The organism is Jejuia pallidilutea, from assembly GCF_002973595.1.
Taxonomy (GTDB): Bacteria; Bacteroidota; Bacteroidia; order Flavobacteriales; family Flavobacteriaceae; genus Jejuia; species Jejuia pallidilutea.
In genome coordinates this window covers 1-19,516 of the sequence record NZ_PVEO01000013.1, presented here as the reverse complement: position 1 = coordinate 19,516, position 19,516 = coordinate 1, and the positions used below count along the sequence as shown (strand labels likewise).

Below are 19,516 nucleotides of genomic sequence, written 5' to 3'. Positions count from 1 at the left end.
TTTTCATATTTGTGCTTTGCTATTATCAATTAAATTAATTGTGCGTAACAGTCTTTCCTGTTTCTATTAGGGAAAAAATTAAACAGGATTTAATATACAAGGGTTGGTTGGCTATTAATATCCGTTTTCATTACATAACAGAAAGATGTTACAATTAATTTTTTAAACTTATTCTTACTTGAAAAAGTTTATTGATTACAATTAAAAGGAGTCTAAAATTTAGGCTCCTTTTTCTGTATGTATTATTTTAAAGAGGAATGTTTCCGTGTTTACGCTTTGGTTTAACAACATCTTTATTTTCTAATGTAGCAAAAGCTTTTAATAGTTTTCTTCGTGTATTTTCGGGAAGTATAACCTCGTCTATAAAACCGCGTTTAGCGGCACGATAAGGATTTGCGAACTTTTTGGCATATTCAGCTTCCTTTTCGGCCAGTTTTTCTTCTGGATTTTCGGCAGCGGCTATTTCACGTCTAAAAATTATTTCGCTTGCCCCTTTAGCTCCCATTACGGCTATTTCTGCTCCTGGCCATGCAAAATTATAATCTGCACCAATATGTTTAGAGTTCATAACATCATAAGCGCCACCATAAGCTTTTCGTGTTATTACAGTAATTCTGGGTACGGTAGCTTCACTTAACGCATACAGTAATTTAGCACCATGAATTATTATACCATTCCATTCTTGGTCTGTTCCTGGTAAAAATCCAGGTACATCAACAAGTACAAGCAATGGAATATTAAAACAATCGCAAAAACGTGTAAAGCGTGCAGCCTTTCTAGAACTTCTTACCCCTAAAACACCTGCAAAGGACATTGGTTGGTTTGCAACAATACCAATACTTTTGCCTCCTAATCTTGCAAAACCAACAATAATACTTTCGGCATATTCTTTATGTATTTCATAAAAAGAATCGTCATCTATAATACCAGAAATAACCTCGTGCATATCGTAAGGTTTGTTGGGGTTGTCTGGTACTATGTTGTTTAAAACCTCTCTAACTTCATCCTTCATGTCATAGTTTAGAGGTTGGGGTATTTCTTTATTATTTTGTGGTAAATAACTAATTAGTGTTTTAATGTCGTTTAAGCACTCTACATCATTACTTGAAGTTTTATGTGCCACACCAGATTTTGATGCATGTGTATGCGCCCCACCCAACTCTTCGCTGGTTACCTCTTCATTGGTTACGGTTTTTACAACGTTTGGTCCTGTAACAAACATATAGCTTGTTTCTTCAACCATAATAATAAAATCGGTCATTGCAGGAGAGTACACGGCTCCACCTGCACAGGGTCCCATTACAGCCGAAATTTGTGGTACAACTCCAGAGGCTTGCACATTCCTAAAAAATATATCGGCATAACCACCAAGAGAGCGTACACCTTCTTGAATACGCGCACCGCCAGAATCGTTAAGTCCTATTATAGGGGCACCTACTTTTACGGCCATGTCCATTATTTTACAAATTTTTTCTGCATGAGTTTCAGATAAAGAGCCACCAAATACAGTAAAATCTTGCGCATAAACATAAACGAGTCTTCCATCTATGGTGCCATAACCTGTAACTACACCATCCCCATAAATAATTTGGTCTTCCATACCAAAATCTTTAGTTCTATGTGTTACAAAAGCGCCAATTTCTTCAAAAGACCCTTCGTCTAGAAGATAGTCTACGCGCTCTCTGGCGGTTAGTTTTTTATTTGCGTGTTGCTTGTCTATACGTTTTTGTCCGCCTCCAAGCTTAGAAAGCGCAATACGTTCGTTAAGTTTATCTATTTTATCTTGTTTAGAGTCCATAATCTTTAGTTGGTGGGTAATCTCAATGTCTTTTGGTCTTTTAAATATTGATTTACAGCTACCAAAGCAGCAATTTTAGCTTCGTTTTGGGTGTTTTTTTGTAGTATTTCGGGTGCATAATAGTTTTTAACAAAATGAGTATCGAAGTTTCCAGAGGTAAACGCTTCATGTTCGCAAACGTACTTTCCGAAAGGTAATGTGGTTTGTACGCCTTTTACCTTATAATTATCAATAGCCTGTTTCATTAACATAATGGCTTCTTCTCGTGTTTTTCCGTAAGTAATAAGTTTGGAGAGCATTGGATCGTAGTAAATTGGGATATCCATACCTTCTTCGTAACCATTATCAACTCGTATACCTTTGCCTTCAGGTAATTTATAAACATCTAAATGACCTACACTAGGAAGAAAATCGTTTAGCGGATCTTCAGCATATACCCTAAGTTCTATAGCGTGACCGTTAATTTTTAAATTGTTTTGTTCTATGTTTAGTTGTTCTCCACGAGCTACTTTAATTTGAAGCTCTACCAAGTCTACACCCGATATAATTTCGGTTACAGGATGCTCTACCTGCAGGCGCGTATTCATTTCCAGAAAATAGAAGTTGTGATCAGCATCCAACAAAAACTCTACGGTTCCAGCGCCTAGATAATCACAAGACTTAGCTACTTTTATGGCAGCTTGTCCCATTTTTTCGCGTAATTCAGGAGTTAATACTGATGAAGGCGCTTCTTCTACTACTTTTTGGTGGCGGCGTTGAATACTACATTCTCGCTCAAAAAAATGAAGAATAGTACCGTGGCTATCGGCCATGATTTGAATTTCGATATGGCGAGGGGAACTCACATATTTTTCTATAAATACTGAGCCATCTCCAAAAGCTGAGGTTGCTTCGCTAATGGCCCTATTCATTTGAGACTTTAAATCTTTTTCGTTTTCAACAATGCGCATGCCTTTTCCGCCGCCGCCAGCCGAAGCTTTTATTAAAATAGGAAAACCAATTTCTTTAGCAATGTCTTTAGCTTTTTCAACATCTGTAATGGCTTCGTCTATGCCAGGAACCATAGGGATATTATAGGCTTTAACAGCTTCTTTTGCAGCTAGTTTGCTTCCCATTATTTTTATGGCTTTAGAACGAGGACCAATAAAAACAATGTTGTTTTTTTCGCATAACTCTGCAAAATCTGCATTTTCGCTTAAAAAGCCATATCCAGGATGAATGCCGTCTACATTTAGATGTTTTGCTACTTCAATAATTTTATTGGCTTTTAAATACGATTGGTTAGAAGGAGGTGCGCCAATACAAACGGCTTCATCTGCAAATTTTACATGTGGTGCATTTCTATCAACGGTAGAATATACAGCTACAGTTTTAATGCCCATTTTTTTTGCGGTTTTCATTACCCTAATAGCAATTTCACCTCTATTGGCAACAAGAATTTTATTCATAATTATTCAAATTCTATTATCAGTTGGTCTTTGGTAACAGCGTCTCCTTTTGTAGCGTGAATCGCTTTAATAACTCCATCAATAGGTGATGTAATGATATTTTCCATTTTCATAGCTTCAAGAATAAGTAGCGGATCGTTTTCTTGAATTTCCTGACCAACCTTAACATTAATTTCTAATATAAGCCCTGGCATAGGCGCTGTAATAGATGTAATTGCCTTTTTAGAGCCAATGGAAAAGCCCATATCTTTAATTAGTACGTCTAAATCGTTAGCAATAGCAATATCATAAACCGTATTGTTTACAGAAACTTGATATGCTTTAGTATTGAAATTTGAAGCAATTATCTTGCAATGAAACGATTTATTATTGTGAAGTAGGTGATAGTTTGAGTTTGAACTTTTTATGATATCCAGCTTAGAAACATCATCTGTACTAATATCAAAATCAAAGTTATTATTTACTTTGGCTTTTAAATTTTTACTCATAATTATCTTGCTTTCTGTAAATATAAGCAAGATTTAGCTTTTAAACTAAAAGATTGTTTTACGATAAAGTATCTACTATTTTTTTGTAAACTACCTGATAGTACTTTTTATTTGAAGCTACAAAATGATTGTCTTTTCCAATATTATTTAGTAGCGTTTCAAATTCATTAAATGTTACCAATTTAAGGGCTTCTACTTCGTTTTTTTGAGGTGATAATTCAGAAATATCTACTTTAAGTTCGGCTGTAAATGTATTGTGAAACTCATTGTCTATCAAACCGTTATCATAACTCTGAAAGCAATTAAATACGCCTATTAATTTTAGCTGTTCTTTAGGAATCTCCAGTCCAATTTCTTCTTTTATTTCTCTAACAGCAGCGCCTTTGGGTGTTTCTCCAGCATCAATATGTCCTGCTACCGATACATCCCAAAGCAAGGGGCAAATTGCTTTTTTTGCAGAACGTTGTGCCAATAAAATTTCTTTCTTCTTAGTATATAACCAAACGTGGGAGGTATGGTGATACAACCCTTTTTGATGGATAATTGATTTTAGTTCGCGCCTTCCTGTTAAGGCACCATCTTTGGTAGCAACATCTATATACTCATCCATAATTTACTGTATTAAATAACTTGTTCCTACAAAATTATACCAATTGGCATTTAAAATCTAGAATAATATAATAGATTTTAAAATTGTAGTTTTTAAAACAAATTAAAATTAATTCGTTTTAAATTTTTGCATTACCTTTGTGTACCAAACACGTTTGGGTAGCATATGAGTCAGAAAGTTTTACTTAACGCAAAAGAGGTAAACATCATTCTTCATCGATTGGCTTGTCAACTTATTGAAAAACACAACGATTTCTCTAATACGGTATTAATTGGTTTACAGCCTCGTGGGGTGTTTTTAGCAGATAGAATAACAAAAATTCTAAAAGAACATTATAAGGTAAAAGATGTTAAATTAGGATATTTAGATATTACCTTTTATCGAGATGATTTTAGAAGAAGCGATAAACCGTTAGAAGCCAACAAAACCAAAATAGATTTTTTAGTTGAAGATAAAAACATAGTATTTATTGATGATGTTTTGTACACAGGTAGAAGTATAAGAGCAGCATTAACTGCAGTACAATCTTTTGGTAGACCAAACGAGATAGAATTACTAGCTTTAATAGATCGCCGTTTTAGTAGACACCTGCCTATACAGCCCGATTATAGAGGACGACAAGTAGATGTAATTAATAGTGAAAAAGTAAAAGTAAATTGGAAAGAATATGATGATGAAGATTCTGTATATTTAATTGATAAATGATTAAATGATACAGAACGCTTAAACAAATACTAGAGTTAAAAAAGAAAAGTACTGGCAATTAAAAACTGCCACAGAATACCGATAATATGAGCGAATTAAGTGTAAATCACTTACTGGGAATAAAATATCTTAATAAAGAAGATATTAAACTTATTTTTGAAACAGCCGATCATTTCAAGGAAGTCATTAATAGGCCAATAAAAAAAGTACCTTCTTTAAGAGATATAACCATTGCTAATTTATTTTTTGAAAACTCCACGAGAACTAAATTATCTTTTGAATTGGCAGAAAAACGATTATCTGCCGATGTTATTAACTTTTCTTCAGGTCAATCTTCAGTAAAAAAAGGAGAAACCTTAATAGACACCGTAAACAACATTTTATCTATGAAAGTAGATATGGTGGTAATGCGTCATCCAAACCCTGGTGCTGGTGTATTTTTATCTAAACATGTTAAAGCAAGTATAGTTAATGCTGGAGATGGCGCTCATGAGCATCCAACCCAAGCACTTTTAGATTCTTACTCCATAAGAGAAAGACTAGGAGAGGTAAAAGGTAAAAAAGTAGTTATAGTTGGCGATATTTTACACAGTAGAGTAGCACTCTCCAATATATTTGCATTACAATTGCAAGGCGCAGAAGTAATGGTTTGCGGCCCTAAAACTTTAATTCCTAAATACATAGGTAAACTAGGTGTTAAAGTTGAAACTAATTTAAGAAAGGCACTACATTGGTGCGATGTAGCCAATATGCTCCGTGTACAAAACGAACGAATGGATATTAGCTATTTTCCATCAACTAGAGAATATACCCAACAATTTGGAGTAAACAAAACATTGTTAGATAGCTTAAATAAAGAAATAACCATTATGCACCCAGGCCCCATAAATCGTGGAGTAGAAATTACCAGTGATGTGGCCGATTCTAAACAAGCCATTATTCTAGATCAGGTTCAAAACGGTGTGGCTATAAGAATGGCAGTTATTTATTTATTGGCTTCTAAAATAAAATAGTAGATTATGATTATAGACAAAACAGGTAATATTACCATTTTAACCCAAGAAAAATATACAATTGTAGAGCTTGTTAAAAAGTTAGAAGCTTTATATCCTAAATACAAGAACGACAATATTATTGTTATTTTAACCACATTAGGTAAAATAGGTCTTAAGGACATTATAGAGTTTTTAAATATATCGAACATCCATAGAGGTAAAAAACATTCTTTTGTTATCGTTTCAGAAAATATAAATTTAGATGAAGTTCCAGATGAGTTGGTAGTTGTACCAACACAGCAAGAAGCTTTTGATATTATTGAGATGGAAGAAATGGAACGCGATTTAGGGTTTTAAAACGTTTAGTTGTTTTAAAAGGCATTTAGCTGTTTAAACAACAAACTAATAACAATTTAATGAAATTAACCATTTTAGGCTGTTACAGTGCAACTCCAAGAACTTTAGGTAACACTACCTCCCAAGTTTTAGAAATTGCCAATCACATGTTTTTAATAGATTGTGGCGAGGGCACCCAAGTACAATTACGCAAACACAAAATTAAATTTAACCGTATAAAACATATATTTATATCTCATTTACACGGCGATCATTTTTTTGGTTTGGTAGGTTTAATTTCAACTTTTAGACTTTTAACTCGTGAGACAGACTTACATATATACGGGCCAAAAGGTATTAAGGAAGTTGTTACCCTTCAAATGAAGCTTGCTGATTCTTGGACTAACTATAGATTGTATTTCCATGAGCTGTCTTCAACAACTTCAGAATTGATTTTCGAGGATGATAAAATTCAAGTACATACCATTCCTTTAGAACATAGGGTTTACACAAATGGTTATTTATTTAAGGAAAAGGAAGGTGATAGAAAATTGGATATTGATGCCGTAGAAGAAGCAAATATAGATATGGCATACTACCGAAAGCTTAAACAGGGGTTTGATATAGAAAATGAAGATGGTGTTTTAATAGATAACGAAACAGTAACCTTTCCTGCTGAAAAACCTAAAAGCTATGCGTTTTGTAGTGATACCGTTTATAAAACGGATATTGTACCTATTATAAAGGATGTAGATGTGCTATACCATGAGTCTACATTTTTAGAAGCTCATGCGCATTTAGCACCTAAAACTAAACATTCTACAGCAAAAGAAGCAGCTAAAATTGCAAAACAAGCCAATGCAGGTACTTTAATATTAGGGCATTATTCATCTAGGTATCCAAACTTAGAAGTTTTTAAGGATGAAGCCAAAACTGTATTTAAAAACGTAAAGCTAGCCCAAGACGGTAAGATATTTAGTTTTCACTAACACAAGTTTTATTTTTTACCCATTCTATAGCAGCGCTTAAAGTATTAAAACTTCTCATTTCCTTTGGGCATATGTAGTTTTCAATCTCAAAATTCATTAAACCAGATAAACTGTAATACACAATGGCTCCTGATGAAAAAATATCATTTTCTTCCAGAGCTTTTACCCATAATTGTGGCGTAGATGAATAAGAGTTTACTCGATTTGAAATGTAACATACCTTTGCATTTTTACCATAATAATCAACAAGAGTTTCTACTATTTTAAAAATCTTATCTTCATTTAGGTGTATTTCAGAAAAAATTTCAGATATAAAAAAATTATCACAAAGGTATAGTACCCCAAAAGGAAACGACACCTTATGGTAGTTTAGCTCTTTTGCGTAAACAGACAATTCAAATTTCATGCATCTTAAATCCATTATTGAATTTAAACAATAAAATACAAAGTATTTGTCTGTATAAATTAATTTATTAACCTAAATACAAAGCCGTTTAGTTAAACTCTTCTAAACTTTCTATCCACTCTATAGCTTCTTTTAAAGATAAGCATCTTTTAATGCTTTTTTGGGTAAATAATTTTTCTAAAGATGCATTAATATATGAGGCGTTATTATACACTACAATGGCGGCAGCTACTAGGATGTTATATTTTTTTTCAATTTTTAGCCAGTTTTGTGGATCTACAGAATACGCATTAATTCTATTGGCTATGTATCCTAGTTTTACACCTTCACCGTAAAACTTATGAATTTCTTGTATTAGCTCTTGCACCATATCCCAGTCGAAATGAACGCCTTCAAAGAGTTCGCTAACAATAAATTTTTCACAAAAGTAATAGTTGCCAAAATTAAGTTCTAGTTTATAAGGTTTTAATGTTTTAAAATAAGGGGACTTTTCAAATTTCATTGGTTGGGAATGAATTTTAAATTATATTAAATTAGTTAAAAAGAGAGAGCACCGAAATTAAGAAGTTTAAATGAGTTTTTGTATTTATTGGAGTTATTTTTTCATTAATTTCGTTGAATGGAAAACGATTTAAGTAATTATAGAAAGACTTATAACAAGGGAGAATTGTTATTAGAGAATGCGCCAGAAAACCCGCTAGAATTGTTCCAAAAGTGGTTTTTTGAGGTAGACAAGTACTTTTCTGAAGATGAGAATAATGCCATGACTATTTCTACAATAGGGCTGGATGGCTTTCCTAAAAGTAGAGTAGTGCTACTTAAAAAATTCACCTACGAAGGATTTATATTTTACACTAATTACAATAGTGAAAAAGGAAAGGCTATTGCTAAAAATCCAAACGTGTGTTTGTCCTTTTTCTGGCATGGTGCAGAACGGCAAGTAATTATTAAGGGTAAGGCTGAAAAAATCGCCCCGAATTTAAGTGATGGTTACTTTGAGTCTCGCCCCATAGGAAGTCAGCTTGGAGCATTAGCATCGAACCAAAGTGAAGTAGTACCAGATAGAGCTTTTCTGGAAGAGAAATTAAAGGCTTTAGAGCATGAATACGAGGGTAAGGCTATAGAAAGACCAAAGTACTGGGGTGGTTACATAGTAAAGCCTGTAGAACTCGAGTTTTGGCAAGGGCGACCAAATAGATTACACGATAGAATTAGGTACCAAATACAGACAGATTATAATTGGAAAATAGAGCGATTATCGCCTTAAATCGATTATTAGATATTTACTTACTTATATAATGTATTTCATCGATTAAAAACATTTATATTCGACTAAATACATGTTTTTAATCGATTTTAACATTTTGTTAACGCTCTAACCATGGTTTAGAAAGTAGATTTATAGTCCCAAATCTAAATTTACTTAACCATGAAGTTACTAACCAAATTATCGCTATTGGCGGTTATTGCTGTACTTTCATTTTCCTGTGCACCAGAGTCTATGGATGATCAAGCAGACGCCCTAATAGATAGCGTTTCTGTACCGGAAACCAAGACCATAGAAGTACAAATTTTAGAATTAATTAATAACCACAGACTTTCTTTAGGTTTAGCGCCTTTAGAGAGTATGACGATAATTAAATCTACAGCTTTTTCACACACAGATTATATGGTAGATACCCAAACAGTATCACACGCCAATTTTTTTACAAGAAGTAATTATTTAAAGAGTAAGGCCGGTGCCAAAAGTGTATCAGAAAATGTTGCTTACGGATACTCTTCTGCCGAATCTGTAGTAGGAGCGTGGTTAAGAAGTGAATCGCACAAAAATAATATTGAAGGCGATTTTACATATTTTGATGTTTCAGCAGAAAAAGACATCAACGATAAATGGTACTTTACCAACATATTTATTAAGAAATAAATTATAAAAATATTCTTTATCATACATAATTTAAATAGGTGTATTTATTGAAATAAAATGCGTCCTAATTTATTTCAAACGTTTATGATATCTCACCCTTAAAATATTTAAACGCTTATTATAAGTTTAGTAAACAAATTAATAATGCAGCTTTAACTATATTTTTAACTTATAAAGTATTAAACCCCATAACCTTTTAATTAATAAGTTAATTAGCAGGTTGTATAGTATAACTTTGTTATTATTAAATTTAGCTTTTGGATTAGACCCTTCCGGAATTGGAAGGATTTTTATGCTTCACATATTTAATTATCTAGTTGAAATAAAGATAAAAAAAACACTACCAAAACTTAAATCTTGGTGGTGCGAATATTATATACTAAGCTTAAATTATTTTACTTTAATAACTATAAAATTTGTACGTCTATTAAGTTGGTGCTGTGCCTCGGAACAAGGTGTTGTACCATCGCAATCGTTTACCAACTTGCTTTCTCCAAAGCCCTTATATTCTATTATTCTTGAAGGATCTACTCCTTTAGATATTAAATAATTATAGGTTGAGCGCGCTCTTTTTGAAGATAAAATATCATTATATGCCGATGGCCCTCTAGAATCTGTGTGCGACTGTATAGTAATGGTCATTTCAGGATATTTGTTTACCATTAAGTTTACAATTCGGGCTAATTCATCTGAGTCGTCTTTTCTTATTTTTGCACTATCAAAATTAAAGTAAATAGGACCGAGATTGTCTATAATAATTTCTTCTTGTTTTTGTGTTGGACTAATTTCAAAGTTGGCGGTTATTGATTTAATAGTATCGTCTAGCCCTTTTGTTGTAACAGATGTTTCATACTGTGGATAACCATCTTTATTTGCAGTTACTAAATAGTCGGTATCTCTATCAATATTAATATCGTATTCACCATTTTTGTCGGTTTCAACATAGGCTATTTTATTTCCATCTGTATCCAACAATGTTACAATGGCATTTTCTACAGGGGTGTTATTAATAATATCTTTAACAGTACCTTCAAGCTTTAAACGAGGAATTCTATTGTATGCATAAATATCGTCATCACCAACACCTCCATCTCTATTTGATGCAAAATAGCCTGTAATACCATCGGTATTCATAAAAAATGAAAAATCATCTTTATTAGAGTTTACTGGTATTCCTAAGTTTACAACATCTGTTAGTTTACCTTCCTCATCGTAAACAGTTGCAAAAATATCTAAAAGCCCAAGTCCTAAATGGCCGTCTGAGGAGAAAAATAAAATATCTTCTGTATTAATAAACGGAAACAGTTCGTTTCTTTTTGTATTAATGATATTTCCAGCATTTTGTGGTATGCCGTAACCATTATTTTTATTAATGTCTACATAATAAATGTCTGATCCACCTAGGCCTCCAGGCATATCTGAAGCAAAATATAATTTTGTTTCGTCTTTATTTAAGGTAGGATGACCAACAGAATAGTTATCATCATTAAATGGTAATTCTTTAATATTTGTCCATTCTCCATCAACCAAAGAAGCTTTGTATATTTTTAGGTTGCTTATACCATTTCTATCTTTTCCTAGTTTTTTATCGTCGTAATTGTTTCTTGAAAAGTACATGGTTTTTCCATCTTTGGTAATGGTAACAGGGCCATCATGATATACCGAGTTTACATCGCCTTTTAATTTTGATAGGTGATGAACGATGGTGTCAGCATTTTTTTCTGTAACATAAACATCCAAAAAAGGCTGTTCGTTCCAAGCGTATATGTGTTTAGTAGATACGCCCTTATCTGCAGATGAAGCGAAGTATAGTTTGCCATCTTGTTCAAATGCGCCAAAATCGCTTAATTCTGAATTTATTTTTACGTCTTTTAGAAAGTACTGATGTTTTGCATTAAAAATAGCATTTATAAAGTCTGGATCTTTGGTTATTTTATTTTCATTTATAACACCACCTGCATCGTTAAACTTTTTTAACCAAACTCTAGATGCTTTGTAATCTTCTATACCTCTTAAGGCTTGTGCGTATTTGTAATAATATTCAATAGGGACGTTATCTTGTGCCACAGCGTTTTTGTAGTATACAGCTGCTTTTTCAGGATTACGCATGTAAGCATAGCAATCTCCTAATTGTCTAGTGGCATAATCTGTATTATAATCTTTTTCTATTAGTTTTTTATAGGCTTTAGAAGCGTCTACAAAGGCAAATTTATGAAAAAGACTGTCTGCTCTTTTTTGTAAGCCTTGTTGTGCAAAAGTACTAAAGCTTAATACGCTAAGGGCATATAATAACAAGTAGTTTTTTTGTTTCATGGGGTCTTGTTTTTAATAAAACAACATATTTTTGATGACACAAGTGGTTAATTTGCGTTTTATTCCATTTGTACAACTATAAATTGTGTTCTACGGTTTAGTTGATGCTCTTCATCTTCACATTTTGCTCCATCTTCACAACCATTGGTAAGTCGTCTCTCTCCAAAGCCTTTATGTTCTGTAATTCGGCTAGGATCTATACCATTGGAAATTAAATATTCGTAGGTAGCGTTAGCACGGTCTATAGATAATTTGTCATTGTAAGTTAATGAACCCCTAGAATCGGTATGCGATTCTATTCTAATTATCATTTCCGGATAATCGTTGTTCATTAAGTTAATTATTTTATCTAGTTCTTTCTTAGCATCCTCTCGAATATTATGTTTATCAAAATCGAAATAAATTGTATTTAATGATAAATCTGCTAATATTTCTACATTTTGAACAGGGTTTAAAATTAAGTTTGCTACAATAACAGACTCTATACTAGATATATTTTTTGAGGTAAATTCTCTGTAATCATCTATATACTTATCTAAGCTCGCTACTATTTTATAATCTTTGTTTCTATCAATATTTATATTGTAGTACCCATCTTTATCTGTAACCATGTAAGCTATTTTATTGCCATCGGCATCAAATAGATTTATTTCAGAATTTGGAATAGGTTTGGTGTTTATAGCATCAACAACTTGTCCGCGAACATTAAGAAGAGGTTTGCGGTAATATTCGTAAATATCATCATCACCTCTACCACCTCTTCTGTTTGAAGAGAAGTAACCCGATAATCCGTCGGTATTCATTGTGAATGAAAAATCATCTTTTTCAGAATTTACAGGAACTCCAAGGTTAACAACATCTGTTATAGTTCCGGTTTCATCAGTTACCGTTCCAAAAATATCTAATAATCCTAAACCTAAATGCCCATCAGAAGAGAAGAATAGAATCCCTTCATTATTTATAAAAGGTGTACCTTCAGAATCTTTAGTGTTTACAACATTTCCTAGGTTTATTGGTGCGCCATAAGTACCATCAGGATTAATATCTACATAATAAATATCTGAACCTCCGTAGCCACCAGGCATATCTGAAGAGAAATACAAACGAGTATTGTCTTTATTTAATGCAGGGTGCTGTACAGAATATTCATTGCTATTAATTGAAAGTTTTTCAACATCTGTCCAAAGGCTATCTTTAAGGGTTGCCTTGTAAATGTTTATGTTGCTAATTCCTCTTTTATCATTTTCCTTACCATATTTATTAGCAGCATTTCTTGAAAAATACATTGTTTTCCCATCATTAGAAATTACTACAGGACCATCGTGGTATATGGAGTTTACATCACCTTTAAGCTTATGGGTATGATCTACTCTTTTTTTGCTATCCTTTTCAGTTACATAAACATCTAAAAAAGGCTGCTCGTTCCATCCATAAACGCGTTTTACAGAAACGCCTTCGTCTCTAGATGATGCAAAATATATTTTACCATTATGTTCTATGGCTCCAAAATCACTAAATTTTGAATTAATACGTGTTCGTTTTAAAAAATATTGTTTCTTAGAACTGAATACATGGGCCATAAAAAGCTGGTCTTTTTCAAAGCTATCGGTATTGGTAACACCACCAGAATCTTTAAAACGTTGCATCCATTCTCTAGATTCTTTATATTTCTTTATACCTCGTAAAGCTTGTGCATAACTGTAGTAATACTCAATAGGTACATCTTTTTGTTCTACCACACGCTTATAATATCTGGCAGCGGCAGAGGGATTTCTTAAGTAAGCATAACAATCGGCTAATTGTCTTGTAGCGTAGTCTTTATTATAATTATTTTTAATAAGATCTTTATATACTTCTGCAGCTTTAACAAAAGAAAATTTATTAAATAATGTGTCTGCTCTTTTTTGCTTACCTGGTTGGGCAAATACTGCAGACATCATTACTAATGCAATACAAACTAATATGTAAGTTTTTGATTTCATAATGATTTCTTGCAGTTTATTAGAAATATCTTGGAGATTTTAGTTTAGAGCTTAGGAATTTAAATTCATAAATTAATAATACCTCGTGGGTACCACTGGTATAAGCTCTAATGTCTGAAATTGGTTTTTCGTATGAATACCCAACGCGTAATTGTCTAGATAATTGAATATCGGCAAAACCACCAAATGCTCCTGTATCTTGGTTTAATCTGTAAGATGCACCTAGCCAGAATTTTTCGTTAAAAAGAAAGTTTGCTGTAAAATCGAATGATAATGGTGCTCCATTGGTTGCTTTCATTAATGTTGAAGGCTTAAACTTAACAGAGTCACTAATATCTAGTACAACACCCGCAATAGCATAATAACTTAATCGTTCTAGGGCTTCAAAACCTTCGTCGGTATTTCTATCAGTATTTAGTACTCTAGGGGCAGAGGCTCCAATATAAAATCTATTGGTATGATAAAATAAACCTAACCCAATATTTGGTGTCCATCTATCTTGAATTCCTCTAATTGAGGGATCAAAACTCTGTGAATTTCTAAAATCTGGATCTAAACTATAACTGGTAAAGCCTGCTTTAAGTCCAAAAGCCAATTTTCCAGTAGCACCAGTAGGAATAGTATAAGAGAAATCTCCGTACAAATAGGTGAAATTTTCAGGGCCTAAATCATCCTCAATAAAAGATAACCCTAAACCTATTCTATCATTTCTTAATGGGGAATGTATAGATAGTGTTTGTGTTATTGGTCCACCATCAAAACCAACCCATTGGCTTCTGTGTAATCCAACAATGCTTAAAGCTTCTCTACTTCCAGCATAAGCTGGATTTATAGAAATTGTGTTATACATGTACTGTGTAAATTGTGGAAGCTGTTGTGCTACTCCAACTGTACAACTAAATAACGCAAAAGCAATTATGTAATGTTTAATAAATTTCATAGGTTACGTTTTATTTGGTTCCAATGTAGATAGGGCCAGTATAAGGTGGTAATCCACTATTTTCTAAGTTTATAATATAGTAGTAGGTGCCATTAGGTACTTTTCCAGCAGATCCTACTGATGATTTATGTGAGTTTCCTTGCCATGATCCTTGACCTTCACCTAAAGTGTAATTATCAGATTCATATACCAATGCTCCCCAACGGTTGAAAATTTTAACATTAGCTGTAAATCCACATAAATCTATACCCATAATATCAAACGTGTCATTAAAACCATCACCATTAGGTGTAAGTGCTTTAGAGATTTCAATATCTGAGTCGCCACATGGTAAAACCACACAATCTGGATTTATTCTTATTGTTACTTCTGTTATGTTAATACAACCATTATCAAGGCCTGTATATCTAAAAATATAGTCAATAGAATCACCATTATTTGGTAAGAAATCAACAGTTGGCTCTAAAGTAGTTGGGTTGAATAAGTTACCATTCAATTCTGCTACAGGGTCGCCTTCTAACATTTCCCAAGTACCTTCTTTATTTTCAGAAGTTAGGAATTCGTCTAAGTCTATTATACCATCATCATAACATCTATCAGGACCATTAACTTGAGTAATAATTTCGTCTAACATTACATTTAACGTTTGTGTGTAAGTAGCTTCATTATTACAAGCATCTCTAACAGTCCAAGTTCTTACAATTTGATAATCTTCATAAACAGTATCATCAAATCCGTTAACTTCGTTAAACACTACTACAATGTCACTAGAACAGTTATCTTGAAACTCAACTTCTGGTGCTTCAGGAATGTCTGTACAGCTTACTGTAATATTTTCCTCAATAGCTTCTACGGGAGTTGGTGCTGTAGTATCAACTACATTAATGGTTTGAGTGTAAGCTATAGATAGGTTACATTCATCAGTTGCAGTATAAGTACGTTCTATTGTATATGTTCCAACACATGGGCCATCAATAATTACATCTTGGGTAGTTACAGTAGCGGTGTTACAGTTGTCTGTAGCTGTAATAGTTTCAGGTGTTGGTATTGCATCACATTCTACAGTAACATCGTCTGGTAATCTTTCTACAAACACAGGGGGTGTTGTATCCTGAACAGTTATAGTTTGAGTATGAACGGTTGTAGAACCAGCTTCATCAGTAGCTGTCCAAGTACGTTCTAAAATATAGTTAGAAACACAAGAACCATCTATTCTAACTTCTTCAAAGGTTACTACAGCATCACCACAATTATCTGTAGCTGTTAATGTTTCTTCAGTAGGAACATTATCGCACTCAACAGTAATATCTGTTGGAAGCGCCTCAACAAAAGTTGGCGGAATGTTGTCTATAACAGTTACTATCTGGTCACATATTTCAGAATTACCAGCAAGATCAGTTACTGTCCATGTAACAGTAGTGTCTCCTAAAGGATAAGTAGACGGAGCGTTGTTAGTAATGATTACATCTGTACAATCTTGTACATCTAAATCGCCTAAATCTACATTAGTAGCTTCACAGCTACCAGCATCAACATTTACTGTAACAGCAGGTGGGCAAGTAAGTTCAGGTAATTCTCCATCCACTACTGTAACTATTTGTTCGCAAGTTGCAGTGTTTCCAGAATTATCAGTTACGGTCCATGTTACTATAGTTTGTCCTAGAGCGAAAGGTTCTAAAGCATTATTTAGAACAGTTGCAACACCACAATTATCGTTTGCTACAGGTACGCCAAGATCTACATTTGAAGCAGAACATAATCCTGCATCTGCATTAACTGTAATGTCATCAGGACAGATAATAGTAGGGGCTTCATCGTCTGTTACCGTTACGGTTTGCGTACAGGTAGTTGTGTTGCCGGCCGTATCGGTTACCGTCCAGGTAATAATAGTGTCCCCAAGCGGGAATGTGCTAGGTGCATCGTTAGAGGCAATAGCGCCCGAACAGTTGTCGTTGAATACGGGAGCGCCCAGGGTTACGTTAGAGGCATCGGTTGAACATACACCGGTATCAGCGGTAACGGCGACATCTGCTGGACATTCCGTAATAACGGGGTCCTGGTCGTCGGTTACGGTAACAATTTGTGTACATGTTACGGTATTTCCAGAGCCATCTGTAATGGTCCAGGTCACTGTGGTATCACCAATAGGGAACGAGGCAGGGGCATCGTTGGTTATGGTAGCCCCAGCGGAACAGTTATCGGTAAATACAGGAGTTCCCAAAGTTACGTTAGTAGCATCTGTGGCACAGATATCTGCATCTGCAGTAATGGATATGGGCGCTGGACATTCTGTAATAACGGGGTCTTGGTCGTCGGTCACGGTCACGGTCTGTGTACAGGTAGCGGTATTTCCGGAGCCATCGGTAACGGTCCATGTTACTGTGGTGTCCCCAAGCGGGAATGTACTGGGGGCATCGTTCGTTACTGATGCTACGGAACAGTTGTCGTTTGTAACAGGAGTCCCCAGTGTTACGCTTTCAGCGAGTGTTTCACAGCTATCGGTATCAGCTGTAACGGACACATCAGCAGGACAGGTAATGGTAGGGTTCTCGTCATCAGTTACCGTCACGGTTTGCGTACATGAAGCTGAGTTTCCAGAGCTATCAGTTACCGTCCAGGTAACAATAGTATCCCCAAGCGGAAATGTACTAGGCGCATCGTTAGTTACGGTAGACACCACACAATCGGATGTTGTAGGTGTGCCCAAGTTTACACCAGAAGCGGAACAAAGCCCTGCATCGGCGGATATCGATATATCGGCAGGACAGCTAATAGTAGGGTCTACATTGTCAATAACGGTAACGGTTTGTGTACAGGTAGCTGTATTTCCAGAGCCATCGGTTACCGTCCAGGTAACAATAGTATCTCCTAACGGATATGTACTAGGCGCATCGTTGGTTACAGAGGCCACGGAACAGTTATCGTCTGTGATAGGTGTACCCAAATTTACGGTAGAAACATCACAAGCAGCAGCGTCAATATTAACGTTTATGTTAGCGGGACAGGTAATTGTAGGATTCTCATCGTCGGTAACGGTAACGGTTTGTGTACAGGTAGTTGTATTTCCAGAACCGTCGGTAATTAACCAGGTTACGGTAGTATCCCCTAAACCAAATTCAAAAGTTATAGGGTCAATGGTAGTACCATTTACTTGTGCCTCAGTAGTAGCTACTGAACAGTTATCGTTAGATACAGGAGTACCTAGGGCAACAGTTGTGGTACAGTTTCCAGTACCGTCATCAGAGGTATTGGCAGTAGCATCAGCAGGACAAGTAGTAATAACAGGGTCTTCATCGTCTGTTACCGTTACGGTTTGCGTACAGGTAGTTGTGTTGCCGGCCGCATCGGTTACCGTCCAGGTAACAATAGTGTCCCCAAGCGGGAATGTGCTAGGTGCATCGTTAGAGGCAATAGCGCCCGAACAGTTGTCGTTGAATACGGGAGCGCCCAGGGTTACGTTAGAGGCATCGGTTGAACATACACCGGTATCAGCGGTAACGGCGACATCTGCTGGACATTCCGTAATAACGGGGTCCTGGTCGTCGGTTACGGTAACAATTTGTGTACATGTTACGGTATTTCCAGAGCCATCTGTAATGGTCCAGGTCACTGTGGTATCACCAATAGGGAACGAGGCAGGGGCATCGTTGGTTATGGTAGCCCCAGCGGAACAGTTATCGGTAAATACAGGAGTTCCCAAAGTTACGTTAGTAGCATCTGTGGCACAGATATCTGCATCTGCAGTAATGGATATGGGCGCTGGACATTCTGTAATAATGGGGTCTTGGTCGTCGGTCACGGTCACGGTCTGTGTACAGGTAGCGGTATTTCCGGAGCCATCGGTAACGGTCCATGTTACTGTGGTGTCCCCAAGCGGGAATGTACTGGGGGCATCGTTCGTTACTGATGCTACGGAACAATTGTCGTTTGTAACAGGAGTGCCCAGTGTTACGCTTGCGGCGAGTGTTTCACAGCTATCGGTATCAGCTGTAACGGACACATCAGCAGGACAGGTAATGGTAGGGTTCTCGTCATCTGTTACCGTCACGGTTTGCGTACATGAAGCTGAGTTGTTTGAAGGATCAGTAACTATCCAAGTCACAGTAGTAACTCCTAAGTTAAATTCATAAGTTATAGGGTCAATAGTTGTACCATTAACTTGAGCTAGTACAGAATTTATAGAACAGTTATCTGTTGCAGTTGGAAGTCCTAAAGCTACAGTTGTTGAACAGTTACCTGTTCCATCATCAGATGTAACAGCTATTACATCAGCAGGACATGTAATTGTTGGACTAATATTATTTTCAACTGTAACAATTGCATCACATGTAGAAGAGTTTCCGTTTACATCGGTAACCGTAAGTGTTACTGTATTGTCTCCAACATTAGAACAATTAAAAGATAATTGAGATGCTGTAATAGATGCAATACCACAATTGTCGTTAGAGCCGTTGTCAACCTGAGCAGCGGTGATGGACGCATTACCGGCGGCATCAAGCTGTACCGTAATGTTCTGGCATATGGCGTTAGGGCTAACGTTGTCCTCAACGGTCACAGTCGCGTTACAGGAATCAGTGTTCCC

At 35.3% G+C, this 19,516-nt stretch carries 16 protein-coding genes; 6 read left to right on the top strand and 10 right to left on the bottom strand.

Translation table 11 applies throughout. The features are described 5' to 3' along the window. Positions 1-247: 247 nt before the first annotated feature. From CLV33_RS15970 to CLV33_RS15955, 4 genes are read right to left on the bottom strand one after another with little or no spacing between them, the layout of a single operon-like run. Positions 248-1,798, bottom strand: coding sequence for an acyl-CoA carboxylase subunit beta (locus CLV33_RS15970; RefSeq protein WP_105474719.1), 1,551 nt, complete (start codon positions 1,796-1,798; stop codon positions 248-250). Positions 1,799-1,803: 5 nt separating this feature from the next. After that, positions 1,804-3,246, bottom strand: a complete 1,443-nt coding sequence (accC, locus tag CLV33_RS15965) for an acetyl-CoA carboxylase biotin carboxylase subunit (RefSeq protein WP_105474718.1) — start codon at positions 3,244-3,246, stop codon at positions 1,804-1,806. A 2-nt stretch (positions 3,247-3,248) separates the two neighbouring features. After that, positions 3,249-3,734: an acetyl-CoA carboxylase biotin carboxyl carrier protein subunit gene (locus CLV33_RS15960; RefSeq protein ID WP_042246729.1), complete on the bottom strand. Its 486-nt coding sequence runs from the start codon at positions 3,732-3,734 to the stop codon at positions 3,249-3,251. A gap of 58 nt (positions 3,735-3,792) precedes the next feature. Next, entirely contained in the window at positions 3,793-4,344 is a 552-nt protein-coding gene (locus CLV33_RS15955) for an NUDIX hydrolase (RefSeq protein ID WP_105474717.1), read from the bottom strand. A gap of 165 nt (positions 4,345-4,509) precedes the next feature. On the opposite strand from CLV33_RS15955, the gene pyrR reads away from it, so the two are divergent. From pyrR to CLV33_RS15935, 4 genes are all read left to right on the top strand, one after another. Beyond that, positions 4,510-5,049 carry a bifunctional pyr operon transcriptional regulator/uracil phosphoribosyltransferase PyrR gene (pyrR, locus tag CLV33_RS15950; protein WP_042246722.1) on the top strand — a complete coding sequence of 180 codons (540 nt, stop codon included), beginning with the start codon at positions 4,510-4,512 and terminating at the stop codon, positions 5,047-5,049. A gap of 86 nt (positions 5,050-5,135) precedes the next feature. Continuing rightward, a complete protein-coding gene (locus CLV33_RS15945; protein WP_105474716.1) occupies positions 5,136-6,062 on the top strand; it encodes an aspartate carbamoyltransferase catalytic subunit in 927 nt (308 codons plus the stop codon). A gap of 6 nt (positions 6,063-6,068) precedes the next feature. Next, positions 6,069-6,401 carry a hypothetical protein gene (locus CLV33_RS15940; protein ID WP_042246717.1) on the top strand — a complete coding sequence of 111 codons (333 nt, stop codon included), beginning with the start codon at positions 6,069-6,071 and terminating at the stop codon, positions 6,399-6,401. 59 nt (positions 6,402-6,460) lie between these two features. Further along, positions 6,461-7,369: a ribonuclease Z gene (locus CLV33_RS15935; protein ID WP_105474715.1), complete on the top strand. Its 909-nt coding sequence runs from the start codon at positions 6,461-6,463 to the stop codon at positions 7,367-7,369. Here the strand turns inward: CLV33_RS15935 and CLV33_RS15930 are convergent. Further along, a complete protein-coding gene (locus CLV33_RS15930; protein ID WP_105474714.1) occupies positions 7,356-7,775 on the bottom strand; it encodes a hypothetical protein in 420 nt (139 codons plus the stop codon). The genes CLV33_RS15935 and CLV33_RS15930 overlap by 14 nt on opposite strands. Before the next feature lie 88 nt (positions 7,776-7,863). Then, positions 7,864-8,277, bottom strand: a complete 414-nt coding sequence (locus tag CLV33_RS15925) for a hypothetical protein (protein ID WP_105474713.1) — start codon at positions 8,275-8,277, stop codon at positions 7,864-7,866. Positions 8,278-8,394: 117 nt separating this feature from the next. Between CLV33_RS15925 and pdxH the strand changes: the two genes are divergently transcribed. Then, entirely contained in the window at positions 8,395-9,042 is a 648-nt protein-coding gene (pdxH, locus tag CLV33_RS15920) for a pyridoxamine 5'-phosphate oxidase (protein ID WP_105474712.1), read from the top strand. Between the two features lie 162 nt (positions 9,043-9,204). After that, positions 9,205-9,699 carry a CAP domain-containing protein gene (locus CLV33_RS15915; RefSeq protein ID WP_105474711.1) on the top strand — a complete coding sequence of 165 codons (495 nt, stop codon included), beginning with the start codon at positions 9,205-9,207 and terminating at the stop codon, positions 9,697-9,699. Positions 9,700-10,089: 390 nt separating this feature from the next. Here CLV33_RS15915 and CLV33_RS17820 read toward each other — a convergent pair whose 3' ends face one another. The 4 genes from CLV33_RS17820 to CLV33_RS15895 all read right to left on the bottom strand — a co-directional run. Then, positions 10,090-12,012 carry an OmpA family protein gene (locus CLV33_RS17820; protein WP_105474710.1) on the bottom strand — a complete coding sequence of 641 codons (1,923 nt, stop codon included), beginning with the start codon at positions 12,010-12,012 and terminating at the stop codon, positions 10,090-10,092. A gap of 59 nt (positions 12,013-12,071) precedes the next feature. Beyond that, positions 12,072-13,994 (bottom strand): OmpA family protein, encoded by a 1,923-nt coding sequence (locus tag CLV33_RS15905; protein ID WP_105474709.1) that lies wholly within the window; start codon positions 13,992-13,994, stop codon positions 12,072-12,074. Between the two features lie 19 nt (positions 13,995-14,013). Further along, complete coding sequence (locus tag CLV33_RS15900; protein WP_105474708.1) at positions 14,014-14,934, bottom strand: PorP/SprF family type IX secretion system membrane protein; 921 nt, start codon at positions 14,932-14,934, stop codon at positions 14,014-14,016. Positions 14,935-14,944: 10 nt separating this feature from the next. Beyond that, the coding region (locus CLV33_RS15895) for an HYR domain-containing protein (protein WP_146109758.1) at positions 14,945-19,516 on the bottom strand (4,572 nt) is incomplete at its 5' end.